The following is a 25,316-nucleotide window of genomic DNA, read 5'->3' as shown; positions in this document are numbered from 1 at the left end:
AAAGAGAGGAGCCTATTTTTATGGTAAATATGCTATCATTAATACTACTAGCATGCGCGCTAAGTTTAGATAGCTGCAGTGTTGGATTTACTTATGGACTTCGAAAAGTAAGAATTCCTTTAAAATCAATTATTACAATTGCATCTTGTTCAGGGATTATACTAATGACATCAATGGGCATTGGGCATGCAATTACAGACTTTTTCTCACCAGTAATCGCTAAAAGAATCGGAGGAATTGTACTTGTAGGTATAGGTTTGTGGGTACTTTTTCAATTTTACCGATCGAATAAAAACGCTAGTTCAGCAGCGGAAGAAAAAAATGAGATTGAAGATAAAGGGATTGACTGGGAATTTGAAATTTTAGGTGTGGTCGTAAAAATATTAAAGAAGCCTACAACTGCAGATATAGATCGTTCTGGAAGTATTAATGGATTGGAAGCGTTGTTACTTGGTTTTGCACTTTCACTTGATGCATTTGGTGCTGGGATCGGTGCATCATTACTTGGATTTTCTCCATTATTGACAGCATTTGTAACATCAACTGCTAGTGCATTATTTTTATTATTTGGTATGAAATTAGGAAATGTGTTATCGAAAACATTATGGCTTCAAAAATTAACTTTTTTACCAGGCATATTTTTAATATTAATTGGATTATTGAAGATGTAATAAATATACTGAAAGAGTGTATCCGAATGGATTTTTTCCATTTGGGCCTCTTTATTTAGTGAGGAGAATTATAACATGGGTGAAATTTTTGGACTGACTGGTAGTATTGCAAGTGGCAAAAGTACTGTTTCTAATTTTTTAAAACAATTAAATGTTCCAATTGTAGATGCAGATGTAATTGCTAAAGAAGTAGTTGAAATTGGACAACCTGCATATGAAATGATCAAAGAAGCTTTCGGAAGTGAGATTCTATTAGAGTCTGGAGAAATTAACAGACCACTTCTTGGAAGTATTATTTTTAATAATAAAGAAAAGCGCTTACAACTTAATGGAATTGTACATCCCGAAGTCAGACGAGAAATGAAGAAACAAGCAGACAGGTACATAAATCAAGGTGAACCACTTGTTATTTTAGATATACCACTTTTATATGAAGGTAACTCAATTGAATTGGTGGAGAAGGTAATCGTGGTAACTGTGTCTGAAGAAAATCAACTAAAACGGTTGATGGAACGTAATGGATTATCGAAAGAGGATGCACTATTACGTATAGGGTCACAAATACCTGTAAAGGAAAAAGCTGATAGGGCTGACTATGTAATTGATAATAATGGTGACCTTGAGGATACAAAAAGACAAGTAAAAGACCTATTAAATAAAATTATTTAAGAAAATAATGTAAATAGTTTAACCAAAATCCGACTTATGTGTTATACTAATTGCAGGGAGATAATAAACAGTATAACTTAATTGGGGGTTTACTTATGGTAAATGTAGCAATAAATGGATTTGGTCGAATCGGACGCATGGTTTTCCGTCAAGCAATTAAAAATGGTGATTATAATATAGTAGCGATTAATGCAAGCTATCCTTCTGAAACTTTAGCGCACTTAATTAAGTATGACACAGTTCACGGTAAATTTGATGGTGAAGTTATTGCAAACGCAGATCATTTAATCGTTGATGGAAAGCGTGTGGAACTAATTAGCGAAAGAAATCCTGAGTTACTTCCATGGAACGAGCTAAATGTTGATATAGTTATAGAAGCAACAGGTAAATTTAATGATGCTGAAAAAGCAAAAATGCACATTACTGCTGGAGCACAAAAAGTAATTTTAACTGCACCTGGTAAAAACGAAGATATTACAGTAGTAATTGGAGTAAATGATGATCAATTAGATTTAGAAAAACATCATATTATTTCAAATGCATCATGTACTACTAACTGTTTAGCGCCAGTTGTAAAAGTACTTGATGAGCAATTCGGTATTGTAAACGGCTTAATGACAACAGTTCATTCATTTACAAATGATCAAAAAAATATCGATAATCCTCATAAGGATTTACGTCGTGCACGTGCTTGTAGCCAGTCAATTATTCCAACAACTACAGGGGCAGCTAAAGCATTATCTAAAGTACTTCCACACTTAAATGGAAAATTACATGGTATGGCTTTACGTGTTCCTACTCCAAACGTTTCTCTTGTTGACTTAGTTGTTGATTTAAAGAGAGAAGTAACAGTTGACGATATAAATGAAGTATTTGAAACAGCATCAAAAGGTTCAATGAGCGGAATTATTGAATACTGCAATGAGCCATTAGTATCAATTGATTTTAATACAAATACACATTCTGCAATTATTGATGCTCTTTCTACTATGGTAATCGATGGTACAAAAGTAAAAGTATTAGCTTGGTACGATAATGAGTGGGGCTATTCAAGACGTGTAGTTGACTTAGTGTCAATCGTTGCATCAAAAATAAAAAAGCTTGAAACGGTTTAAAAATTAAAAGATAAAACTGAACTTATAAAATTATGTAAACGAATACAAAAGGCTAACTAGTTAATCTGGTTAGTCTTTTTGAAGTTGCATGATAAATAAAAATGTCATACTAATTCTCTGTTTTACAGAAGATATTTGTGACTTTATATGTAAGAAAAAACGTCTGCGGGGTATTTAGGCTTCTTGCATTTCTCTAGGGAGTCGAGTGCCTTTCGTTCCAATCAACAAGTCTTATTTTAAACACTTTTTATCCATAATTTGACTAAAGATTAGTGCGACATAATATATTTAAAAAAGGAGTTTATAAAGAAGATGGAAGTTTTAAAAATGCACCAATCTTCTTCTCTTAAATCCTTTATGGTTTCCTTTTGTTGCTTTGAAATAATAGTAGCGCCAATAGAACTTCTATATTTCCCTGACCCAATTTCATTACAATTAATCAAGTAAATAACAAAAAAATAAAATTTATCTTGCAATTCAAATTTAAAGAAAGTATACTAACTTTCGTGAACTTCTAAAAGTATAACTAATTACTTAAAGGGTTAGGACCTCTTTGGACTAACTTTCCCCCGTGGTAGTTGATCATACTTTCGCAATAGAAGTCATGACAAATTATTTAAGGGGGAAATGAATATGGATACTATGGGTCGTCACGTCATTTCAGAATTATGGGGATGCAATACAGAAAAATTAAATGATATGAAATTTATTGAGGAAACTTTTGTTGATGCTGCGTTACGCTCTGGTGCAGAAGTTCGTGAAGTTGCTTTTCACAAGTTCGCTCCTCATGGCGTTAGTGGTGTCGTAATCATTTCAGAATCACACTTAACTATTCACAGTTTTCCTGAGCATGGTTATGCAAGTATTGATGTTTACACTTGCGGTGATAGAATTGATCCAAATGTAGCTGCAAACTTTATCGCAGAGGCTTTAGAAGCTGATACTCGCGAAAACGTTGAGCTACCAAGAGGAATGGGTCCCATTCAAGTTAATAATGTAAAAGTTGTAAACGGTAACTAAAAAGAATTGAGAGAGGTGATTTTTCATCTCTCTTTTTTGTTTTCTTTCTAACTAATTTAATTAATATTGTATTTATATAGACGTTTATGGAATGAACTAGCTTTGCATAGTGAAAAATATTTGCAAGAACTAAGTCTTTGTGACATTTTAGAAATAAACTTTAGTTTATTTTGAATTTGTTATAGTATAGAGTTATAATAATACGTTTAAACAATTTAGTGTTTGGAGTTGAACTATAACGATGAGATGTCCAACGTGTAACTTTAATGGGACAAGAGTACTTGATAGTAGACCAGTTGATGAAGGTCGTTCAATTAGAAGAAGACGTGAATGTGAAGAATGTCAGCATCGTTTTACAACTTTTGAGCGAGTTGAAGATAATCCTATTTTAGTTGTAAAAAAAGAGGGAGCTCGTGAAGAATTTAGTAAAGATAAGATGTTAAGGGGACTGATTAAAGCATGTGAGAAACGCCCTGTCTCTTTATCTCAGCTAGAGGACATTATTCATAGCATTGAAAAAGAACTGAAAAATAGTGGAACATCTGAAGTTCCAAGTGAAGTTCTAGGAGAAATGGTTATGGAGCATTTATCAAAGGTTGATGAAGTTGCATACGTACGATTTGCGTCTGTTTATCGTCAATTTAAAGATATTAATGTATTCATTGATGAATTAAAAGATTTAATTAGCAAAGAGCGAGGTAAAGACGAATAATACTTCGCTCTTTTGATACAAGAAAGGAAGTTTTGAATGTCTATTGATAAGCAACATTGGATGGATGTTCTTCCTGCGGATCCTTATACTGTAACGGCAGCAGGCTATTTACATAATTTTCATAGACAAGTTTTGACGATGTTGTATCAGCCGATTATTGGTAGTCAAGCTTTAAGTTTATATATGACACTTTGGGGTGAATGTGAGCAAACGGACCTCCACCCTAATACATTAACACATCATTCACTAATGCTTGGAATGAAAAATAATTTAAAATCAATTTATGAACAAAGATTAATCCTTGAAGGAATTGGCTTACTTAAAGTTTATGAAGGGTTTGAAAACAGTACGAAAAAGCTTCTTTATGAGCTTCAATCTCCGCTAGATCCTCATTCTTTTTTCGAAGATCCTATTCTAAATATCTTTCTGTTTAAAACAATTGGGAAAACACAATATCAACGAACAAAAAACTTTTTTAGTAGACAAGCATTTTCGAAAGATGGCTTTTGTGAGATATCTAGATCGTTTGATTCAGTATTTCAAACCATTACGGTAGAGCAATTAAATGAAATTCAGCAAAGTAACGATCTTTCCACTTCAAATGATACGAAAATATTACAAGACAGTCAGTCTGTTAAAATTTCTGTGAAAATGGAAGAGTTTGATTATGATTTATTTTTAGACGGTCTCTCAGATTCGTTTGTTCCGAAACGTTCATTTACTTCAGACGTAAAAGAAACCATTTTAAAACTTGCATTTTTATATGGAATAAATCCTATTCAAATGAAAACAATTGTAATGCGTTCACTGAATGAAGAAAATAAAATTAATATAGAGACACTTCGTTTAGAAGCAAGAGATTGGTACCAATTCCAGCATCACGAAGCTTTACCTACGATTGTTGAAAAGGTTCAGCCAATTCAACATAGACAAATGGGGAATGAACAGCCAACAACTCAAGAAGAAAAATTAATTCATTGCTTTGAAACAATATCTCCCCGTCAATATTTAAAGGAGATATCTGGTGGAGCTGAACCAAGTGAAGCTGATTTGAAGATAATTGAAGAAATTATGATCGAACAAAAACTTCTACCTGGCGTAGCGAATGTGTTAATCGATTACGTAATGATTCGTTTAGATAAAAAACTTTCTAGAAATTACGTTATTAAGATAGCCAGTCACTGGGCACGAAAAGGTGTAACAACAGTTAAACAAGCAATGGATCTTGCTCGCAAAGAGTTTGAAGAAACTAAACAAAGTGCAACTGCTGCTAAAACGCGAACAAATAATAGACGTAATAAAGCAATTCGAACTGAAATTGTACCTGATTGGCTTCAACCGAATACAACGACTGAAGTACCAAAAGATTCAGTAGCAATGAATAGCACAAATGATTCTTCGATAGATGAAGAACGAAAACGACTAGAAAAAGAACTAGAAATGTTTAAAAATAAAAAGAAACGGTAAATGGGGGGACATAAGTGGAACCAATTCAAAACGCATTTAGTGCATTAATGAAGAATAAACAATTCCAGGACACATTTCAAAAAATGCAACAAGAAGTCCGTAGTCACCCAAAAATTGTTTCGTTTTTAAATGAGCATAGAACTGAAATTACGGATAAAATGATTGATAGTAGCTTAATCAAACTTTATGAGTACATTGGCCAAAGTGTAAATTGTGAAGACTGTCCATCATTTAGCGAATGCAAAAATATGGTGCATGGATATCATCCTCATTTGATTATTCAAGGGAAGCGAATCGATGTTCAATACGATCGTTGCCCAAACGGTATTAAAAATGACAAACGCAAAAAACACGAGTCATTGATTAAATGTATGTATTTACCAAAAGATGTACTGCAAGCTTCTATGTCTAATTTGTCATTAGAAGACCCTGGCCGTTTTGAAGCAATTTCAGCAGCAAGACAGTTTATTATGAATTATGAAAAGGGAAAAATGACGCAAGGTTTATATTTACATGGTCCATTTGGTGTTGGGAAAACTTTTATCCTTGGGGCTATTGCAAATGAATTAGCAGAGGAAGAAATTGCTTCGATGCTCGTTTATTTACCTGAATTTTTACGTGAAATAAAAAGCTCTATTAGCGATGGGACATTAGAAGAAAAAATTGAAGCTGTAAAAAAAGTAGAAATTCTTATGTTAGATGATATTGGCGCCGAACAAATGTCTAGTTGGGCAAGAGACGAAATATTAGGTACGATTCTTCAATATCGTATGTTAGAAAAACTGCCTACATTCTTTACATCTAACGCCGATTTAAGTCAATTAGAACATCATTTGACATACTCTCAGCGTGGAGAGGAAGAAAGAGTGAAAGCTGCCCGTATTGTCGATCGAGTAAAATTTTTAGCAAAACCAGTTAAGATTTCAGGAACTAATTTAAGACATTCATAAAAAAAACAAAAAATGGCGTAAAATCACAAATAACAATGTGATTTTGCGTCATTTTTTAATTATTACTTTAATATATATAGGACTAGGTGGTGCTAGAAAGGGGGGAACAGGGTGATTGAAATTTTTTTCAATGAACCCATTGATGCAGCTTATGTCTACGAACGATTACAAAAACGCTTAAAAAAGCAATCGAGACCATACTTTTTAAGAAGACACAAAATCAATACAATTTTAATCACATTTCCTCAAAACACTGAAGATTTAATAAAAAGTATTTTAGTTCCGACACTAGTACAATTTATTTTACTTCAAAAAGAAGATAAATGGATTCAGTCCATTTTACATACATCTTTTTTCTATGAGGAAGACGAGCAAGGTCAAATCATTCCAATCGCACAATCTTTATTAAGAGGAACTAGACGGAGCATTCCAAATCAGAAAAAAATTCGTAGGAGTAAGCATTTAGTATCACATGCGCTTTCTACCTATTTAAAAGATGGAGTAAACTTCAGTTTTGATTCATTTATTACATTTCGTTTGAAAGAATATTATAAACAGTTAGCTTATGTTTGTGAAATTGCGATCGACGAATACAAATTAGAAAATGAGTATCAAAATCTTATTGAAAGCTTAAGACAGCAGGTTCTTAAAACAGATGCGCTCATTCCTCATGTGCATATCGTTTATGACGGGAAGTTTTGTGTATATGATCATCTTTTTTTACCACTCTCTAAAGAGGTGTTAAAAGGATATGGTAAGCAAGTAGGAAATAGGGATTATATAGATAATGAATTAATATTGCCTTTAACTGCGATAGCTCCTAAAAGAATCCATTTATACACTTCATCAGTTGATATCTCATTAATTATTACATTACAAAATATATTTCAAGAACGAGTCCTAATACATACATTACAAGAGTTTTCGCAGGAAAAATTGAAATGAAAATATACATTAAAAAAAAGCATTGTCATAAATAAGTTTCTTTGATATAATAAATTTCGTTGCGAACAAAGCATACGAAGATTGACAACATCATGTCGCTATGTTATAGTAACGAAAGAAAAGAATACTTATTTGTTGAAGAAGAAGCACCCGCTTCTCACCTGGATGACGCTACAAGTTGTTATCAGGTAACAGAATCATTAATTACTTTGATACTGTCAGTGTGGGTGTATTTATATACCCACACTTTTTTGTTGGGTCGTAATTGCTTCAACGATACAAATTAAGCTCATTCTTACAATACCTTGGAGGTGTTTTACTATTAGCAAAGACATGATGGTAAACGATGGAATTCGTGCTCGTGAAGTTCGATTAATTGGTCCTAACGGAGATCAACTTGGAATCAAGACTAAACAAGAGGCTCTTGAGTTAGCTTCGAATGTTAATCTTGATCTAGTGATGGTAGCACCAACGGCTAAACCACCTGTATGTCGTATTATGGACTACGGTAAATTCCGTTTCGAGCAACAAAAGAAAGACAAAGAGAGTCGTAAAAACCAAAAAATTATTAGCATGAAAGAAGTTCGTTTAAGTCCTACAATTGATGAACATGACTTTAACACAAAGCTTCGTAATGCAATTAAGTTCTTAGAAAAAGGCGATAAAGTTAAAGCGTCTATTCGTTTCAAAGGACGCGCTATTACGCATAAGGAAATTGGACAACGAGTACTTGATCGTTTCTCAACTGCTTGTGCAGAAGTTGCAACTGTTGAGTCACACCCTAAAATGGACGGTCGTAGTATGTTCTTAGTCTTAGCACCTAAAAACGAAAAGTAATTTATTTGAGGAGGAAACACGATATGCCTAAAATGAAAACTCACCGTGGTTCAGCAAAACGTTTTAAAAAGACTGGATCTGGTAAATTAAAACGTGGTCGTGCTTACACAAGCCACTTATTCGCTAACAAATCTACAAAAGCAAAACGTAAATTACGTAAAGCTTCATTAGTAAGTAAAGGCGATTTCAAACGTATCCGCTTTATGCTTACAAACATGAAATAAGAACGATAAACGTATTAGATAGATATCTAGGAGGGAAACAATATGCCAAGAGTTAAAGGCGGTACAGTTACACGCGCTCGTCGTAAAAAGGTTATTAAATTAGCAAAAGGTTATTACGGTTCTAAACATACATTATTCAAAGTTGCAAACCAACAAGTTATGAAATCATTAATGTATGCTTACCGTGACCGTCGTCAAAAGAAACGTGATTTCCGTAAATTATGGATTACTCGTATCAACGCGGCTGCTCGTATGAACGGACTTTCTTACAGCCGTTTAATGCACGGTTTAAAATTAGCTGGTATCGAAGTTAACCGTAAAATGTTAGCAGATCTAGCTGTAGCTGACGAAAAAGCATTTGCTGAATTAGCAAACGCTGCTAAAGCTAACTTAAAATAATTATTTAAAAAATCCTTAACAATTGTTAAGGATTTTTTTTATTTGATTTATTTTTAAACTAAGCCGAATTCTTTTTTCATGTTATTAACATTTGATTCATGACAATATTTTGTGAAGCCAGAAGGAAATAAAAATTCTTTTTCTAATGAATCTATTTCTGCTTCATTCATTTCCTGTACAGCATTTTGAAGTCTTTTTAAGTAATTTCTACCTAGTTCAATCCTTCTGTTTATTTCTTTTTTATTTGATGAAACTTGACCATGACCTGGAATTAATAATGTAAGTTCAAAAGTACTAATTAGTTCCTCTGCCTTATCTAATGTACTGTAGTAACTCTTCACGCTATCAAATACGATCGGTAACTCAAAGTCAGATAAATAATCTCCTGTAATCCATATACCTAAATTTTCAATATAGAGAAATAAACCATCTTGAGTGTGCCCCGGAGCATTATAAAATCTTAACGTAGTCTGCCCGATTTTGATTTCCTGACCTTCTTCACTAATAATCAAATCAACTCTTGGAAATTCAATTGGTTCCACATGATTAATATAATTATCATTATAGAATTGACGAATTTTTGATACTTTAATTTCTTTTTCGGGATGGTTATGTAAGTTTTCACTTCCAATTGTTTGAGCATTTGGAAATGCATTATAGCCAATGATATGATCAAAATCTCCATGAGTAAAATATAAATAAATTGGGCGATTATTCTTAATTGATTCAACATACTCTTTTATCTCATTTATTTCATGAGGTAACCAAGTCGGATCAACTATAATTATACAGTCGTCAGTTGCTACGACAGTTGAGTTTGTTTGAAATAATACACTTTGAAATACTGTGACATTGTCATTTTGAAATAAGATCATTGAAATACTCCTTTATAAATTATTAGAAAATTAAACTGATACATAATATTGTAACAAATAAAAGAAAAAACCTTAATGAATTAGCTAAGTTAATTCATAAGGTTTTATTTATCTATTTTGGAAAGAAATTTGGCTTAATTATAGTATCATCATATCGTTTATGAAATACATGAGTTGTAGCAGGTGACATTGGTGGGATTAACCACTTCCAATTCCCGGTTAGTTCTCGGCCACATGCTTCTTCTTGTTTTTCGAACTGAAGAAATTGTTGTGCTGCAGAATGATGATCAACAATACTTACCCCATTTTTTTTATAGGAATGTAAAACGGCAATATTTAATTCAACAAGTGCTCGATCTTTCCAAAGTGTGCTATTTCTTTTTGTATCTAAACCGATAAGAGTAGCTACTTTCGGTAACATGTTATAACGAAACTCATCAGCAAAATTTCTCGCGCCTATTTCTGTTCCCATATACCATCCATTAAACGGAGCAGCACTATATGATATTCCCCCTATTTCTAAATTCATCTCCGAAATCATCGGAACTGCATACCATTTAGCATTTAAGGAAGAAAAGTCGTATTCGGGATGTTCAATCGGTACTTCAAGAATGATTTCATTAGGAATCTTGAAATACTTTGGTTCGTTATTGTCTAAAGAATAAACAATGGGCAAAACATCGAAGTTAGTATGATTCCCCCTCCAACCTAGTCTTTCACATTCCTTTGTAAAATTGATTGATTTTGGGTCACCAATTATTCCATTTTCAGTTTCATAGCCAGCATATCGTATTAATTGGTGATTATGGATCGTTAGAGAATTGTTTGTTCCTAGATTCGCTTTAAATACTGTAATTGTAGGCAAAATCTTACCCGAATTTGTAGCATATTTTATATGATGTAAGATTTCCTGTTCAATACTATCATCATCATTAATATGGCGAGCATCTAAAACATGGAGTTTATCCCAAAACAATCTACCAATGCAACGGTTACTATTGCGCCACGCCATTTTTGCACCGTGTTCTAATTCTTCATATGTATGAGTGTAAAACCCAGTCTCTTGAATTTCGATTTCAATACATTTTAATCGAGCTTCTATTTGACCAGATTGATTAAGCTCCTTATAACATTGTGAAATAAATTGTGATGCTTCTTTATATAAAGCTGATGTTGTTATCATAGTAATCTCCAGTAGGGTAAATTAAAAATTGATTATTAGTTATTTATTATACCCCACAAATAATTAGGAGAAAATTAATATAAAATATATATGTTTTAAGTAGAAATTGAAGAAAAGTCTAAAGATTTTGTCAAAAGGAATGCCAAACTGTATAATGTAATGGTACATAATTTTAATTAAAAAAAGGATGGATGAGTTTGTCTACTTTAGATGCAAAGTTACAAATGTTAAAAGAACTAACAGATGCAAACGGTGTAGCTGGATTTGAACATGAACCACGTGAAGTAATGAGAAAATATATTACCCCACTGGCTGATGAGGTAGTAACTGATAACTTAGGTAGTTTAATAGCAGTTAAAACTGGTGACCCAAACGGACCAAGAATTGAAGTTGCTGGACATCTTGATGAAGTTGGCTTTATGGTAACTCAAATTGATGATAAAGGATTTTTACGTTTCCAAACAATTGGCGGCTGGTGGTCTCAAGTTATGCTTGCACAACGTGTTACCATTACTACAAAAGAAGGAAATATTACAGGAATTATCGGTTCAAAGCCACCTCATATTATGAGTGCAGAAGCAAGACGAAAAGTTGTAGATATTAAAGATATGTTCATAGATATCGGTGCTTCAAGTAAAGAAGAGGCATTAGAGTTCGGCGTGCGTCCTGGCGATCAAGTAGTGCCATATTTTGAATTCCAAACGATGAAGAACGAAAAATTATTACTAGCAAAAGCTTGGGATAACCGCATCGGCTGTGCTATTGCAATTGACGTATTAGAGCAATTACAAGGTCAAGCACATCCTAATGTCGTATTTGGTGTTGGTACTGTACAAGAAGAAGTAGGACTACGTGGTGCAAAAACATCTACATACAAAATCCAACCTGACATTGGTTTTGCACTAGATGTTGGCGTTGCTGGTGATATGCCTGGTGTATCTGACAGAGAAGCACAAGGAAAATTAGGAAAAGGACCACAAATTGTTTTATACGATGCTTCAATGGTATCTCACAAAGATCTAAGAGAGTTCGTTGTAAGTGTTGCAGATGAAGTAGGAATACCATATCAATATGAAGCAATGCCTGGTGGTGGAACAGATGCAGGTTCAATGCACATTACAATGAATGGTGTGCCTGCAATTGCAATCACAATCCCAACTAGATATATTCATTCTCATTCTGGTATCCTTCATCGCGATGATTATGAAAACACAGTTAAATTAATCGTAGAAGTAATTAAACGCTTAGACCGTCAAACAGTTGACCGATTAACATATAACTAATAAAAAGAGGGCGTCCCATAAGTCAGATTAACTGACAAGTGGACGTCCTTTTTTTATTGCTACAAATACTTTTTAAACTGTGAAAAATGCCGACTATACGCTAAGTTAAAGCATCACTAACAGTTAATTAAAATAGCCGGAAACCTAAAATGGGGGTATCGTTGCGTTGTAACAATCCATTCTTTAGAAATTTAGCAAATTTCTATTCGTTTTTATTCGATATAAGAAAATTTTAAAGCAGTTTTGCATAGTATCCACCTGAAAATTTCATACTTATATCGCTATATAAGGTTTAATACCTATACTGGTGGGGTATTTTCTTAGTTTATTTGCGATTCTTCGGAAATTGCAGTGATCTACATCTTATTTACGACTCCCGAAATTTATTTGCAATACACTTCTTAATTACGATTTTTCGAATTGTATTTGTAATACTGTCAATTTTATTTGAGGATATCAAAATTAATTAGAAGCCAATTTTTAACTAATATGACCTACTCTTAATCGCCACTCTCAAACACCTAATCCACATACTCTCGTCTCCCATTCTGCCAACTTTTCTTGCCTTTCTCACACTTCACACAGCCCAACCTATGTTATCGAACTGAAATAAATTGTATTGTTCCTATAATTAGTTTGAAATAATTTTGTCATATTCTATTGTTATGATTATTGCATGCTTTTCAAATAAGGTTACTCGGAAATGAATTGGAATATTGTTTTTTCAGCTATTTATACAAGTAATTCAATTTGTAGATTGAGTTACTGAAGGAGCCAAGACTTTTAAAGTACTTGGCTAATTTTATTATTGGAGAGTCTTTATTTAGACAATGAAAAGCGAAATAAATTTAGTTTTGAGGTGAGTTAATGAAAGCAAAAGTTAAAGTGAAAAACGTAACAAAGGTTTTCGGTAAGTCTCCAAAGAACGCCATAAAGTTACTAGAAAAAGGATATTCAAAAAAGCAAATATTAGAGCAAACAAACTCTACTATTGGTGTGAATAACGCGAGCTTTGAAATTTATCCAGGTGAAATCTTCGTTGTGATGGGATTATCGGGAAGTGGTAAATCAACGTTGATTAGAATGCTCAATCGATTAATTGAGCCTACGGCCGGACAAATATTGATTGATGATGAAGATATCGTAAAGATGAATCCACAGCAATTAAGGAATGTTCGTCGTAAAAAAATCAGTATGGTTTTCCAAAATTTCGCTTTGTTTCCACACAAGACGATTCTAGAAAATACGGAATATGGACTTGAAATACAAAATATTTCGCAGCTTGAAAGAACAGAAAAAGCTCTGAAATCACTAGAAATCGTTGGTCTAAAAGGTTATGAGCATCAATACCCTTCACAGTTAAGTGGTGGTATGCAACAACGTGTTGGCCTTGCAAGGGCGCTAACAAGTGATACAGACATTTTATTAATGGATGAAGCCTTCAGTGCGCTCGATCCATTAATTCGTAAAGATATGCAGGATGAATTATTAGAGCTACAAGAGACAATGAAAAAAACGATTATTTTTATAACACATGACCTTGATGAGGCATTACGAATTGGTGACAGAATTGCTCTAATGAAAGATGGTAATATAATGCAAATTGGTACACCAGAAGAGATTATGGTAAATCCAGCCAATGAATATGTAGAGCGATTTGTAGAAGATGTCGATCTTTCAAAAGTACTAACTGCAGCTCATGTTCAGAAGCGTGCTGAAAGAATTACGCCGGACCGTGGACCACGAGTAGCCCTACAAATAATGAGAGATCAAGGGTATTCTAGTATTTTTGTTATTGATCGTCGACAAAAGCTACTTGGTGCAATTACTGCTGATGATGCTTCAAATGCCCTTATTAAAAATAAATCGGTAGAGGAAGTTATGCAAAAGGACATTGTGTCTGTTAAAGAAGATACTTTATTAACAGATGTAATTGGTGCGCTTGCAACATCTACTCTTCCATTAGCTGTTGTAGATGAAAATAATCGATTAAAAGGTGTTATTATTCGCGGGGCAGTTATCGGAGCTTTAGCGGGTAAAACAGACGATTTAAATATAAAAGGAGGTTAAATATATGGGTATTCCAAAAATTCCATTAGCTGAGTGGATTGATAAAATTGTAGACGTGATTATAAAAACTTTCCATCCACTATTTAATTCAATTACTCACATCACAGAAGCCCTTTTAAATAACCTTGTTAAAGTTTTAGAACTTGGCCCATCAATTATTCTAATTTTAATCATTTCATTAATTGCTTTTTATACGAGTAGGTGGACAGTCGGACTGTTTACATTACTCGGATTGTTATTAATTGATAATCTTGGTCTTTGGGATGCTACAGTTCAGTCATTAGCGTTAATTTTATCAGCTATCGTTATTACAGTTGTAATCGGTATTCCACTCGGGATCTGGACGTCACAAAACAATCGAGTGAAACAAATAATCACTCCAATACTAGACTTTATGCAAACAATGCCAGCATTCGTCTATTTAATTCCTGCAATTCTCTTTTTCGGTATTGGTGTCGTACCTGGTATTTTAGCATCTGTTATATTCGCAATACCGCCAACAATTCGTTTAACGAATTTAGGTATTCGAGAGGTTCCAAACGATTTAATAGAAGCATCAAATGCTTTTGGTTCTACTACATGGCAAAGACTTTTTAAAGTGCAACTCCCATTAGCAGCACCTACAATTTTAGCTGGTATTAATCAAAGTATAATGCTTGCATTATCAATGGTTGTTATTTCATCACTAGTAGGTGCACCAGGGTTAGGTGCAGAGGTTTATCGTGCTGTCACCCAAATCAAAGTAGGTGAAGGATTCGAAGCAGGTATTTCAATTGTTATAGTTGCAATTATTCTAGATCGAATTTCTCAAAATCTTCGTCAACCTGCTTATGGAAAAAGGTTTGCCAAAAAATATGTTTATTGTTTAATTGCAATAATCTTTTGTATTTCCGCTATTTCAGTAGCATTAACAGGCGGTAATGATCATAAAAAATCTTCTAATAAAATAGGGGCACAAGTAAATTTTGAAATTACGGGAATTGACCCTGGTGCTGGATTAATGAAAGCAACACAAAAAGCAATGAAGGATTACGATTTAAAGGATTGGACTTTAAATGAAGGATCTTCAGCAGCGATGACTGCTGAATTAAAAAAAGCTTATGAAAATAAAGAACCTATTATTGTAACTGGTTGGACACCTCACTGGATGTTTTCAAAATATAAATTAAAATATTTAGAAGATCCAAAAGGCTCATTTGGTAAGGATGAAGAAATTCATACAGTGGTCAGAAAAGGATTAAATGAAGACGCTCCTGGAGCGTACAAGATTCTAGATAACTTTTCATGGAAGCCGAATGATATGGAAGAAGTTATGAAGGATGTTCAAGATGGTGCAAAACCTGAAAATGCAGCGGCGCATTGGATCAAAAAACATCAAGATCAAGTAAATGATTGGACGAAAGATGCTTCAAAAGGAAATGGTGAAAAAATTAGTCTCGTTTATGTTTCATGGGAATCTGAAGTTGCCAGTACAAATGTGATTGGAAAAGTACTTGAAAACCAAGGCTATGACGTTACATTAAAACAAGTTGAGGCAGGACCGATGTTTGCTGGTGTCTCAGATGGAAGTGCAGATGCGATGGTTGCAGCATGGCTTCCGACAACTCATAAAGATTATATGAATGAGTACAAAAAACAATTGGTTGACTTGGGACCGAATTTAAAAGGGACAAAATTAGGCTTAGTCGTACCAGAATATATGAAGATTAATTCAATAGATGATTTGAAAGGTAAAACGAAGTAAAATCATACTAAAAAAATGAAGAGGACTAACTTTGGTTAGTCCTTTTCTATGTTTTTACAGATTAAATTATTGACTTACTCCATTTTCTAATACTGAGAGAAGATCATGCTTTTGGTCTTCAGTAGCGTGACTCCAAAAAACTTCGAGAAGTACACCTAAACCTGGCAATACTTTTTCCTCACCACTTTGAATAGCATCTACAATTGTTGCTTCTAATTGATCACTTTTATTACCTGAAATATTGTGAAGAACTGCACCGCGAATATTAAAATTCATTTTGAATTCTCCTTTCATATTAAGCTTTATGTAGTATTTGTAAACGGAAACGATTTTATGTATGATAAACGATATGATACACGATGAAAGGTAAAGGAAATTTTATGAAACAAATTGATTCCATTCAAAATAATTCTGTAAAGGCTTGGAAAAAACTACATACAAAAAAAGGAAGAGATAAGGCTAAACAATATATCGTTGAAGGTTTTCATTTAGTGGAGGAAGCAATAAAGCAGGATGCACCGATTCTTCATTTATTAATCAGTGAAGAAATTGATCTGCCTTCTAATTTTTCAACAGGGTCAATGGATATTACGTATATATCTAAAGAGGTTTGTAAGGAATTAAGTGAAACAGAAACGACGCAAGGCATTTTTGCAATTATTGAATTTTCATTTGTGAGAATTGATTTTGAGAAAGTGTCAAAATTATTATTAATTGATGAGGTTCAAGATCCAGGTAATGTTGGAACGATGATTCGAACTGCGGATGCTGCTGGATTTGATGGCGTTATATTAGGTTCAGGTACAAGTGATCTATATAATGCTAAAACGATTCGATCAACCCAAGGATCAATATTCCATTTACCGATTTTACGAGGAGATTTAACCGAAGTAGTTTCAAATTTGAAAGAAAAGGGAATAACTGTTTATGGAACTTCTCTTCAAAATGCAAAACCATTTAATGAAGTAAAAACTTCAAATCGTTTTGCCATTATTGTAGGAAATGAAGGGAAAGGTGTAAATTCAACCTTACTTTCATTAACGGATGAAAATCTATATATACCTATTTATGGTAAAGCTGAATCGTTAAATGTTGGTATTGCAGCAGGAATTCTAATGTATAGCTTGTGAGGCCGGAAAGACGCGAGATAAAAAGGGCGATTCCACTAATTATTGAATTTTCATAGTTCTTACTCAAATGAGTAGTTGCATAAATGAAAAAAAATCAATATAATTAATTAAGAAAAATTTAATACATAAAAGCTTTGACAGAGAAGAGTAAATTTGAATCTCTATTTCAGGGAAAAAGTGTCGTAGACTGTGAGCACTTTTATAGTAGACCAAATTGAATTCACCTCTTGAGCTAGCGCCGGGACCATTTTGAATGTAAAGGCGACTCGGTCTATCTAAGTAGATCGTTAAATGAATGAAGTGAGCAGTTAGTTTGTGTTTGAATAATAACTGTTAATTAGGGTGGTACCGCGATCAATCCTCGTCCCTTTTTTGGGAGCGAGGTTTTTTTATGTTTAAAAATATAAAATTTGAATTTGAATAGGAGGATTATTCATGCAAGAGCGTTTAGTTTCTTTACAAGCAGATGCGATTAAGCAAATAGAAGAAGCAAAAGATTTAAAAGCATTAAATGAAGTGAGAATTGCCTATCTTGGAAAAAAAGGTCCGATTACTGAGGCAATGAAAGCAATGAAGGATTTATCTCCTGAAGAGCGCCCAAAAATGGGAGCTGTTGCTAATGAAGTACGTGCAGCTATTCAAGAGAAACTTGAAGCAAAACAAGTTGTCTTAGAACAAAATGCAATCAATGAAAAGTTAGAAAGCGAATCAATTGACGTAACACTTCCTGGAAGACCAGTTCATGCAGGTGGCGCACATCCACTTAGAGCGGTTATTCAAGAAATTGAAGATTTATTTATTGGAATGGGATACGAAATTGCAGAGGGTCCAGAAGTTGAAAAGGACTATTATAATTTCGAAGCATTAAATTTACCTAAAGGTCACCCAGCACGTGATATGCAGGATTCTTTCTATATTTCAGAAGAAACATTAATGAGAACTCATACTTCACCTGTTCAAGCAAGAACAATGGAAGCAAATACCGAAAAAGGACCAATCAAAATTATTTGTCCAGGTAAAGTTTATCGCCGTGATGACGACGATGCTACACATTCTCATCAATTTATGCAAATTGAAGGTCTTGTAATTGGCGAAAACATTTCAATGAGTGACTTAAAAGGTACTTTACAACTTTTTGCGAAAAAAATGTTTGGTGAAGATCGTGAAATTCGCTTACGTCCAAGTTTCTTCCCATTCACTGAGCCTTCAGTAGAGATGGATATTTCTTGTATGAAATGTGGCGGAAAAGGTTGTAACATGTGTAAGCAAACTGGATGGATTGAAATTTTAGGTGCAGGTATGGTACATCCAAACGTACTTGAGATGGCTGGATATAATCCAAAAGAAGTTCAAGGATTTGCATTCGGAATGGGTCCAGAACGTATTGCATTATTGAAATATGGTATTGATGATATTCGTCATTTCTATACGAACGATATAAGATTCTTAAAGCAATTCCAACAAATGTAAGGTAGGAGGGGAAAAACATGTTTGTATCGACTAAATGGTTACAAGAATACGTTGATTTAAGTGGTGTTACACCAGACGAACTTGCTAAGTTAATTACAAAAGCAGGTATTGAAGTTGAAGGAGTTAATATTCTTTCTGAAGGAATTAAAAATGTTGTTGTAGGTTATGTAATGGAACGTGAACAACATCCAGAGGCTGATAAATTATCAAAATGTACTGTTGATGTTGGAGAAGAGCAACCAGTCCAAATTATTTGTGGTGCACCGAATGTTGCAAAAGGTCAAAAAGTAATCGTTGCAAAAGTAGGCGCAGTTTTACCTGGTAATTTTAAAATTAAAAAAGCAAAATTACGTGGTGAAGTTTCAGAAGGTATGATTTGTTCTCTTCAAGAGTTAGGAATTGAAGGGAAGGTAGTTGCAAAAGAATTCTCAAACGGAATCTTTGTTTTACCAAGCGATGCTGAAGTAGGTGCTGATGCATTAGAAGTACTTTACCGTGATGATGCAGTATTAGAACTTGGATTAACACCAAATCGTGCAGATTGCTTAAATATGATTGGTGTAGCATACGAAGTTGCAGCGATTTTAGACCGTGATGTGAAACTTCCATCAATTTGTGCTGACTCAGCTGCAAATGCTGATTATGTTTCCGTTACAATTGAAGCGAAAGAAGATGTTTCATACTACAGTGCTAAATTAGTTAAAGGTGTAAAAATTGGACCTTCTCCGTTATGGATGCAAGCTCGATTAATGAGCGCGGGTATTCGTCCTATTAACAATGTAGTTGATATTACGAACTATATTTTAATTGAGTACGGTCAACCTTTACACGCATTTGATTTTAATAAATTAAATAGTAGTCAAATTATTGTTCGTCACGCGAAGGAAAACGAAAAAATCGTTACACTTGATGGTGAAGAACGTACATTACAACCACATAATTTAGTTATTGCAACAGATAAAGAAGCAGTTGCAGTTGCAGGTGTAATGGGTGGTCAAAGTACAGAAGTTGATGAGAATACTGTAGATGTTTTAATCGAATCCGCTGTTTTCAGAGGCCAAAGTGTTCGTCAAACTTCAAAAGATCTAGGCTTACGAAGCGATTCAAGTGCTCGTTTTGAAAAAGGAATTGATGTTTCACGTACATTCCCTGCTTCGGAACGTGCTGCTCAGTTAATGGCTGAACTTGCTGGTGGAACATTAGAAGAAGGCACTGTCATTGCTGACAATTTAGTTGATGACGCTAAATCAGTATCAGTATCTGTTAGTAAAATTAATGGTGTACTTGGTACATCAATTGATGCAGAAACTGTTAAAGATATTTTCCGTCGCTTAAGATTAGAAGCTACTCAAAATGGTGAAGTATTTACTGTTACTGTTCCTAGCCGTCGTGGTGATCTTTCAATAGAAGAAGATTTAGTTGAAGAGGTAGGTAGATTATATGGCTATGACCATATTCCTGCTACATTACCAACTGGTGTTGCTAGTCGTGGACAATTAACACCATATCAAGCGAAACGTAGAAAAATTCGTAAATATTTACAACATGCAGGTCTTTACGAAGCAGTTACTTACTCTTTAACAAGTAATAATAAAGTAAAACGCTTTGCACTAGAAACTGTAGATGCAGAACCTGTACGCTTAGCATTACCTATGAGTGAAGAGCGTAGTGAGCTACGTTTCAGCTTAGTACCTCATTTATTAGACGCTGTAGCATATAATGTTGCACGTAAAGAAGAAAATGTTCAACTATTTGAAGCAGGCTCTGTATTCTTAACAAAGGAAAAGAACGATCTTCCACATGAAGAAGAATATTTAGCAGGTGCTTTAACTGGTTTATGGTTACAACATGCATGGCAAGGTGAGAAAAAAGCAGTAGATTTCTACGTTGTAAAAGGTATTTTAGATGGATTATTTAGTGAACTAGGTTTATCAAATAAAATAGCCTATACTGCTGCTAAAAAAGAAGAATTACACCCAGGACGTACTGCTAGTATTATATTAAACGGTGAAGAAATTGGATTTATTGGTCAAGTTCATCCTATTACTCAAAAAGAATGGGATATTAAAGAAACTTATGTTTTCCAATTATCTCTTGAAAAGCTATTAAATACTGAATTTGATGATATTTTATACAATGCAATTCCTCGATTCCCATCAATGAGCCGAGATATGGCATTAGTTGTTGATTCGAAAGTATTTGCGGGTGATATTCTTTCTACAATTCGTTCAACTGGTGGAAGACTTCTAAAAGATGCTACAATCTTTGATTTATACGAAGGTGATAAGATGGAAGCTGGTAAAAAATCAGTTGCCTTCTCATTAACGTATTTCGATCCAGAACGTACTTTAACGGATGAAGAAGTAACAAAATCTCACTCTAAAGTATTAAAAGCAGTAGAAGAAACACATAATGCTCAATTAAGAGGCTAAATTAGACCACTCTTCAAATTGTCTAGTTAGTAGGCAATTAAGTTTTATTAATGGAACAAACATGTATTAAATTAATTTATATTAGTAAAAAACCGGAAATCAACTTTCCGGTTTTTTTAATAGGTGAATATTCTATTAGATTATTTTAATAGAGTATTCACCTATTTTTTGACTCATTTTTATGGTGTGAATGAACCAATTTGTCCTTTTTTTATACAATAAATTGTACAATTAAAATTTTTATGAGAGGTGTATTTTTTTGCCACTACCACCAATTCCACCACTACCACAACAGCCATCAGAAGAACCAGAAATCAATCCTAATCAAACAGAACAAATTCCACCAATTCCACCAATTCCGCCATTTCCACCGTTTCCTCCGACTGGTCCAACAGGTCCAACAGGAGCAACGGGTCCAAGAGGTCCACATGGTCCACAAGGACCACAAGGAGAAAGAGGTAAACGAGGAAAAGAAGGTGAAGAAGGAGAAAGAGGAAGAAGAGGTCCAATTGGTCCAATGGGTCCAGCAGGAACACCAGGTACTGCAGGAGCAACAGGAGCAACAGGAGCAGCAGGAACACCAGGTACTGTAGGAGCAACAGGAGCAACAGGTCCAGCGGGAGTAACAGGCCCTTCAGGAGGCCCAGCAGGTCCAACAGGAGAATCAGGAGCAACAGGAGCAACAGGTCCAGCGGGAGCAACAGGTCCAGCAGGAGCAACAGGTCCACAAGGAGTAGCAGGTCCAGCAGGTCCAGCAGGAGCAACAGGTCCAGCAGGCCCAGCAGGAATTCCAGGAGCAACAGGTCCAGCAGGTCCACAAGGCTCACCTGGTCCACAAGGAGCAACAGGCCCAGCAGGAACGCCTGGAACACCAGGAGCACCGGGAGCAACAGGCCCAACAGGAGCAGCAGGAACACCAGGGGCACCAGGAGCAACAGGAGCAACAGGGGCAGCAGGAACACCAGGAGCAGCTGGAGCAACAGGAGCAACAGGAGCAGCAGGAACACCAGGAGCAGCTGGAGCAACAGGAGCAACAGGAGCAGCAGGAACACCAGGAGCAGCTGGAGCAACAGGAGCAACAGGGGCAGCAGGAACACCAGGAGCAGCTGGAGCAACAGGAGCAACAGGGGCAGCAGGAACACCAGGTACTGCAGGAGCAACAGGAGCAACAGGAGCAGCAGGAACACCGGGAGCACCTGGAGCAACAGGCCCAACAGGAGCAGCGGGAACACCAGGAGCAACAGGAGCAGCAGGAACACCAGGAGCAACAGGAGCAACAGGAGCAGCAGGAACACCAGGAGCAACAGGAGCAACAGGGGCAGCAGGAACACCAGGAGCAACAGGAGCAACAGGTTCAGTAGGAGCAACAGGTATACCTGGGGCATCGGCTATTATCCCATTTGCATCTGGACTTCCAGTAGCATTAGTATCAGCTTTATTTAATACAGCAGGAACACAAGGTTTAATCGGATTTGGTGACAACGGAACAGTAGTTAGTGTACTAGGGGCACCAATCAGTATTGCCGGAGGACCAGGCTTATTACAAAACCTAGCATTTTCTATGCCACGTGCTGGTATTCTTACTTCAGTGTCAGCGTACTTTAGTACTACAGTAGCATTAACTTTATTAGGATCAGTTACAATTACTGCGAGAGTTTATACTTCTCCTACACCTAATAACACATTTACGCAAGTAGCAAGCGCTCCATTGACTCCTAGCTTAACAGGTGTTTTAGCTTTAGGCGCTATTAGCTCTGTAACAGTCGCATTACCAAATATTCCTGTAACAGCAGGAACTAGAGTATTGCTAGTATTTACTGCTGACTCAAGCGGCTTAGATCTTGCAACAGTAATTGCGGGCTATGCTAGCGGCGGATTATCAATTAACTAATTGAAATAGTTTATAAAAATAGAATCAATGATTGATTCTTTTGCCCTACTTTACAGATAATTTATCGTCTCTTTATGGATGAATGAATTTATGTGAGTAGGGTTTTTTTATTATAGAAAGACTCAGTTTAAGTAGATTGGATATTCTTATTCAGTTAAAAGACTGGTAAGTTCAAGCTGGAAAGGGTTGTTACCCATGGTCATTTGCTATTATTTATAAATCTACTATTGCTGACACAAATAGTTTTAATGACATAAAAAAGCCAAATAAAATTGGAACAATTTGCTTCTAGCTAGGAGAAAACTTCCAAGGTAACGAAAATTATGTCAAAGACACTTCGATCTATAATTGATTATGGATTGAAAAATCATGGACGGACAAGCATCTCTAGATCGGAGAGTAAGGTGTTGACAAGAATTAATGCATTTGTAAAAAATCCGGATCCAAATTATATTAAAAATAAAGATACTTTGATTTTAATAGAAAACTTATCTTAAAAAATTAAATGGCAATTAAATCCCATCCCCAAAAAAGAGGAGAAAATAATGAAAAGGAATAGGCTGATGAGGTCATATTCGAATTATATATTTTTAGGTGTATGTGGAGGTGCTTAAGCTCTTTTGATTTCGTCCATTATTGTGAGATTGGTATTTGTATTCGTACCCGTATCATCAGTATTCTATCTAATATTAGGAGCACTTATGGAGCAAGATGATTCATTTTACGGAGATAGTGTGAGAAATAAGAGCACTTTTAAAACTGCATTGTTAGCATTTATTTTTACTGCATTAGTTTATGTAATTTTTTTGAACTTGGGTCTTCTTTAGAAAAGTAAATTTTACTTTGAATTAGTAAGTATGCTTGTTCAACAAATTAGCTGGTTTAGTTAAAGAAGAACAGCTATTATATTAAAAAGATTTGTAAATACTCGTAAAAATTGAGGTGTAATATGGAGATTATTTATAGAATTGCATCAAAGAATGATAGTGCAGAAATTGCTAGATTATCATGTCAATTAGGTTACAATGTCCAAAAAAATCAAGTCATTGAAAGATTAGATAAAATATTAGAACAGGAAGATCATGTGGTAATTGTAGCAGAATTTGAAGGTAAACTTATTGGGTGGATTCATGCTCACGGACGTTATTTGATTGAGTCTCCACCTTATATTGAGATTGGTGGTTTGATTGTTGACAGTAATTATAGAGGACAGAAAATTGGTAAGTTTCTAGTGGAAAGATGTGAAGAATGGTCAAAATCATTAGGGTATAAAGAAATAAGAGTAAGGACAAATGAAACTAGATTAGAGACCCTTATTTTTTATAAAAAGATTGGTTTCGAAAACACTAAATTACAAAAAGTATTTAAGAAAGATTTAATATTAAAATAACAGAAGCTGCATTTGATAAGTGATATTGTGCAATTAATGTAGGGAGTTAGTCGCATAAAGTAAAGATTTGACCACAATTAAAATGTGGTTTTTTTTTATTCAGAAATCAACATTTAAACTTAACAGAGCATAAATAAAAAATACATAGCTTTCATGATTAATAAAAAGGCCTCGGAAATATGATTGGAATTATTTTGTGAAATGCTTTGGAAAGTATACAGATAAAATTTTATTTAGTAGATAGGACTTAAATCTAGTAAATTTGATTCATAGATTTAACCTGAATACCTATATTCTATTATTTTTTTGTAAATATATTAACAAATTAATGATAAAATCCAATCCTATTAATTATTTCAAAATAATATAAAGTGTACGTCAAAATATTTTTGGAGGTGTATCTATTTGCCAATACCACCAGGGCCACCAGGCCCACCAAGTCCACCATTCTTCCCAATTCCACCAAGTTCAACAGGTCCAACAGGAGCACCATTACCACCAGGTCCAGGAGTACCACCAGCTCCTCCAGGCCCATCAGGAATTACAGGCCCAACAGGAGCTACAGGGGCAACAGGTCCACAAGGCCCAGTAGGTCCACAAGGTCCACAAGGTCCAACAGGCCCAGCGGGAGCAACAGGCCCAGCGGGAGCAACAGGTCCAGCAGGAGCAACGGGAGCAGACGGAGCAACAGGTCCAGCGGGAGCAACAGGAGCAGACGGAGCAACGGGTCCAGCGGGAGCAACAGGAGCAGACGGAGCAACAGGTCCAGCGGGAGCAACAGGAGCAGACGGAGCAACGGGTCCAGCGGGAGCAACAGGAGCAGACGGAGCAACAGGTCC

Annotated in this window: 22 protein-coding genes, 1 pseudogene and 2 other annotated features; of the genes and pseudogenes, 20 read left to right on the top strand and 3 right to left on the bottom strand. The window is 35.0% G+C overall.

Annotated elements, in window-relative coordinates; all coding sequences use genetic code 11:
* Positions 1 to 20 precede the first annotated feature (20 nt).
* The 11 genes from ytaF to rplT all read left to right on the top strand — a co-directional run bounded on the left by ytaF (position 21) and on the right by rplT (position 9,009).
* Positions 21 to 671 (top strand): sporulation membrane protein YtaF, encoded by a 651-nt coding sequence (gene ytaF, locus ACFCYN_RS09310; RefSeq protein WP_172447274.1) that lies wholly within the window; start codon positions 21 to 23, stop codon positions 669 to 671.
* A gap of 75 nt (positions 672 to 746) precedes the next feature.
* Positions 747 to 1,340, top strand: a complete 594-nt coding sequence (gene coaE / locus ACFCYN_RS09305; protein WP_375948905.1) for a dephospho-CoA kinase — start codon at positions 747 to 749, stop codon at positions 1,338 to 1,340.
* 95 nt (positions 1,341 to 1,435) lie between these two features.
* The gene (locus ACFCYN_RS09300; RefSeq protein WP_375948903.1) at positions 1,436 to 2,455 is read left to right on the top strand and encodes a glyceraldehyde-3-phosphate dehydrogenase; all 1,020 of its coding nucleotides are present in this window, start codon (positions 1,436 to 1,438) and stop codon (positions 2,453 to 2,455) included.
* A gap of 633 nt (positions 2,456 to 3,088) precedes the next feature.
* Positions 3,089 to 3,475 carry an adenosylmethionine decarboxylase gene (speD, locus tag ACFCYN_RS09295; protein WP_088068549.1) on the top strand — a complete coding sequence of 129 codons (387 nt, stop codon included), beginning with the start codon at positions 3,089 to 3,091 and terminating at the stop codon, positions 3,473 to 3,475.
* A 241-nt stretch (positions 3,476 to 3,716) separates the two neighbouring features.
* Positions 3,717 to 4,187 (top strand): transcriptional regulator NrdR, encoded by a 471-nt coding sequence (gene nrdR / locus ACFCYN_RS09290; protein WP_098119210.1) that lies wholly within the window; start codon positions 3,717 to 3,719, stop codon positions 4,185 to 4,187.
* A 36-nt stretch (positions 4,188 to 4,223) separates the two neighbouring features.
* Positions 4,224 to 5,654, top strand: a complete 1,431-nt coding sequence (locus tag ACFCYN_RS09285; RefSeq protein ID WP_375948899.1) for a replication initiation and membrane attachment family protein — start codon at positions 4,224 to 4,226, stop codon at positions 5,652 to 5,654.
* 14 nt (positions 5,655 to 5,668) lie between these two features.
* Entirely contained in the window at positions 5,669 to 6,604 is a 936-nt protein-coding gene (dnaI, locus tag ACFCYN_RS09280; RefSeq protein ID WP_375948897.1) for a primosomal protein DnaI, read from the top strand.
* 111 nt (positions 6,605 to 6,715) lie between these two features.
* The gene (gene ytxC / locus ACFCYN_RS09275) at positions 6,716 to 7,549 is read left to right on the top strand and encodes a sporulation protein YtxC (protein WP_375948895.1); all 834 of its coding nucleotides are present in this window, start codon (positions 6,716 to 6,718) and stop codon (positions 7,547 to 7,549) included.
* A gap of 132 nt (positions 7,550 to 7,681) precedes the next feature.
* Positions 7,682 to 7,808 (top strand) — a sequence feature (ribosomal protein L20 leader region).
* Positions 7,809 to 7,882: 74 nt separating this feature from the next.
* Positions 7,883 to 8,386, top strand: coding sequence for a translation initiation factor IF-3 (infC, locus tag ACFCYN_RS09270; protein WP_069034593.1), 504 nt, complete (start codon positions 7,883 to 7,885; stop codon positions 8,384 to 8,386).
* A 23-nt stretch (positions 8,387 to 8,409) separates the two neighbouring features.
* Positions 8,410 to 8,610, top strand: a complete 201-nt coding sequence (gene rpmI / locus ACFCYN_RS09265; protein ID WP_025568429.1) for a 50S ribosomal protein L35 — start codon at positions 8,410 to 8,412, stop codon at positions 8,608 to 8,610.
* Positions 8,611 to 8,652: 42 nt separating this feature from the next.
* Positions 8,653 to 9,009, top strand: coding sequence for a 50S ribosomal protein L20 (gene rplT / locus ACFCYN_RS09260; RefSeq protein WP_025568430.1), 357 nt, complete (start codon positions 8,653 to 8,655; stop codon positions 9,007 to 9,009).
* A 53-nt stretch (positions 9,010 to 9,062) separates the two neighbouring features.
* Here the strand turns inward: rplT and ACFCYN_RS09255 are convergent, their stop codons facing one another.
* Both ACFCYN_RS09255 and ACFCYN_RS09250 read right to left on the bottom strand, forming a co-directional pair.
* Positions 9,063 to 9,884 carry an MBL fold metallo-hydrolase gene (locus ACFCYN_RS09255; protein WP_375948892.1) on the bottom strand — a complete coding sequence of 274 codons (822 nt, stop codon included), beginning with the start codon at positions 9,882 to 9,884 and terminating at the stop codon, positions 9,063 to 9,065.
* Positions 9,885 to 9,996: 112 nt separating this feature from the next.
* Positions 9,997 to 11,067 (bottom strand): nitric oxide synthase oxygenase, encoded by a 1,071-nt coding sequence (locus ACFCYN_RS09250; protein ID WP_375948890.1) that lies wholly within the window; start codon positions 11,065 to 11,067, stop codon positions 9,997 to 9,999.
* Between the two features lie 191 nt (positions 11,068 to 11,258).
* On the opposite strand from ACFCYN_RS09250, the gene ACFCYN_RS09245 reads away from it, so the two are divergent.
* From ACFCYN_RS09245 to ACFCYN_RS09235, 3 genes are all read left to right on the top strand, one after another.
* Positions 11,259 to 12,350 (top strand): M42 family metallopeptidase, encoded by a 1,092-nt coding sequence (locus tag ACFCYN_RS09245; protein WP_375948888.1) that lies wholly within the window; start codon positions 11,259 to 11,261, stop codon positions 12,348 to 12,350.
* Between the two features lie 867 nt (positions 12,351 to 13,217).
* The gene (gene proV, locus ACFCYN_RS09240; RefSeq protein ID WP_172447283.1) at positions 13,218 to 14,420 is read left to right on the top strand and encodes a glycine betaine/L-proline ABC transporter ATP-binding protein ProV; all 1,203 of its coding nucleotides are present in this window, start codon (positions 13,218 to 13,220) and stop codon (positions 14,418 to 14,420) included.
* Positions 14,421 to 14,424: 4 nt separating this feature from the next.
* Positions 14,425 to 16,164, top strand: a complete 1,740-nt coding sequence (locus ACFCYN_RS09235) for a glycine betaine ABC transporter substrate-binding protein (protein WP_375948885.1) — start codon at positions 14,425 to 14,427, stop codon at positions 16,162 to 16,164.
* A 66-nt stretch (positions 16,165 to 16,230) separates the two neighbouring features.
* Here the strand turns inward: ACFCYN_RS09235 and sspI are convergent, their stop codons facing one another.
* A complete protein-coding gene (gene sspI / locus ACFCYN_RS09230) occupies positions 16,231 to 16,440 on the bottom strand; it encodes a small acid-soluble spore protein SspI (RefSeq protein ID WP_172447285.1) in 210 nt (69 codons plus the stop codon).
* 104 nt (positions 16,441 to 16,544) lie between these two features.
* Here sspI and ACFCYN_RS09225 point away from each other — a divergent pair, with 104 nt between their 5' ends.
* The 6 genes and pseudogenes from ACFCYN_RS09225 to ACFCYN_RS09200 all read left to right on the top strand — a co-directional run.
* On the top strand, positions 16,545 to 17,294 hold the full coding sequence (locus tag ACFCYN_RS09225) for a TrmH family RNA methyltransferase (protein WP_375948883.1): 750 nt from the start codon (positions 16,545 to 16,547) through the stop codon (positions 17,292 to 17,294).
* A gap of 125 nt (positions 17,295 to 17,419) precedes the next feature.
* Positions 17,420 to 17,666, top strand: a binding site (T-box leader).
* A 63-nt stretch (positions 17,667 to 17,729) separates the two neighbouring features.
* Positions 17,730 to 18,764 carry a phenylalanine--tRNA ligase subunit alpha gene (pheS, locus tag ACFCYN_RS09220; RefSeq protein WP_098119199.1) on the top strand — a complete coding sequence of 345 codons (1,035 nt, stop codon included), beginning with the start codon at positions 17,730 to 17,732 and terminating at the stop codon, positions 18,762 to 18,764.
* 17 nt (positions 18,765 to 18,781) lie between these two features.
* Complete coding sequence (gene pheT / locus ACFCYN_RS09215; protein ID WP_375948881.1) at positions 18,782 to 21,196, top strand: phenylalanine--tRNA ligase subunit beta; 2,415 nt, start codon at positions 18,782 to 18,784, stop codon at positions 21,194 to 21,196.
* 259 nt (positions 21,197 to 21,455) lie between these two features.
* Positions 21,456 to 23,087: an exosporium glycoprotein BclB-related protein gene (locus ACFCYN_RS09210; protein WP_375948879.1), complete on the top strand. Its 1,632-nt coding sequence runs from the start codon at positions 21,456 to 21,458 to the stop codon at positions 23,085 to 23,087.
* A 949-nt stretch (positions 23,088 to 24,036) separates the two neighbouring features.
* Positions 24,037 to 24,477, top strand: a complete 441-nt coding sequence (locus ACFCYN_RS09205; RefSeq protein WP_375948877.1) for a GNAT family N-acetyltransferase — start codon at positions 24,037 to 24,039, stop codon at positions 24,475 to 24,477.
* Between the two features lie 405 nt (positions 24,478 to 24,882).
* Positions 24,883 to 25,316, top strand: a pseudogene (locus ACFCYN_RS09200) (hypothetical protein); the annotation flags it as partial.

Origin of the sequence: Gottfriedia sp. NPDC056225, from assembly GCF_042267765.1 — a bacterium.
Lineage (GTDB): Bacteria > Bacillota > Bacilli > Bacillales > Bacillaceae_G > Gottfriedia.
The sequence above is the reverse complement of the archived record's forward strand: the minus strand, read 5'-3'. Positions and strand labels throughout refer to the sequence as shown.

Coding starts and splice junctions, on each gene's coding strand:
- ytaF (WP_172447274.1), top strand. CDS start 21: ATGGTAAATATGCTATCATTAATACTACTAGCATGCGCGCTAAGTTTA.
- coaE (WP_375948905.1), top strand. CDS start 747: ATGGGTGAAATTTTTGGACTGACTGGTAGTATTGCAAGTGGCAAAAGT.
- ACFCYN_RS09300 (WP_375948903.1), top strand. CDS start 1,436: ATGGTAAATGTAGCAATAAATGGATTTGGTCGAATCGGACGCATGGTT.
- speD (WP_088068549.1), top strand. CDS start 3,089: ATGGATACTATGGGTCGTCACGTCATTTCAGAATTATGGGGATGCAAT.
- nrdR (WP_098119210.1), top strand. CDS start 3,717: ATGAGATGTCCAACGTGTAACTTTAATGGGACAAGAGTACTTGATAGT.
- ACFCYN_RS09285 (WP_375948899.1), top strand. CDS start 4,224: ATGTCTATTGATAAGCAACATTGGATGGATGTTCTTCCTGCGGATCCT.
- infC (WP_069034593.1), top strand. CDS start 7,883: ATGATGGTAAACGATGGAATTCGTGCTCGTGAAGTTCGATTAATTGGT.
- rpmI (WP_025568429.1), top strand. CDS start 8,410: ATGCCTAAAATGAAAACTCACCGTGGTTCAGCAAAACGTTTTAAAAAG.
- rplT (WP_025568430.1), top strand. CDS start 8,653: ATGCCAAGAGTTAAAGGCGGTACAGTTACACGCGCTCGTCGTAAAAAG.
- ACFCYN_RS09255 (WP_375948892.1), bottom strand. CDS start 9,884: ATGATCTTATTTCAAAATGACAATGTCACAGTATTTCAAAGTGTATTA.
- ACFCYN_RS09250 (WP_375948890.1), bottom strand. CDS start 11,067: ATGATAACAACATCAGCTTTATATAAAGAAGCATCACAATTTATTTCA.
- ACFCYN_RS09245 (WP_375948888.1), top strand. CDS start 11,259: ATGAGTTTGTCTACTTTAGATGCAAAGTTACAAATGTTAAAAGAACTA.
- proV (WP_172447283.1), top strand. CDS start 13,218: ATGAAAGCAAAAGTTAAAGTGAAAAACGTAACAAAGGTTTTCGGTAAG.
- ACFCYN_RS09235 (WP_375948885.1), top strand. CDS start 14,425: ATGGGTATTCCAAAAATTCCATTAGCTGAGTGGATTGATAAAATTGTA.
- sspI (WP_172447285.1), bottom strand. CDS start 16,440: ATGAATTTTAATATTCGCGGTGCAGTTCTTCACAATATTTCAGGTAAT.
- ACFCYN_RS09225 (WP_375948883.1), top strand. CDS start 16,545: ATGAAACAAATTGATTCCATTCAAAATAATTCTGTAAAGGCTTGGAAA.
- pheS (WP_098119199.1), top strand. CDS start 17,730: ATGCAAGAGCGTTTAGTTTCTTTACAAGCAGATGCGATTAAGCAAATA.
- pheT (WP_375948881.1), top strand. CDS start 18,782: ATGTTTGTATCGACTAAATGGTTACAAGAATACGTTGATTTAAGTGGT.
- ACFCYN_RS09205 (WP_375948877.1), top strand. CDS start 24,037: ATGGAGATTATTTATAGAATTGCATCAAAGAATGATAGTGCAGAAATT.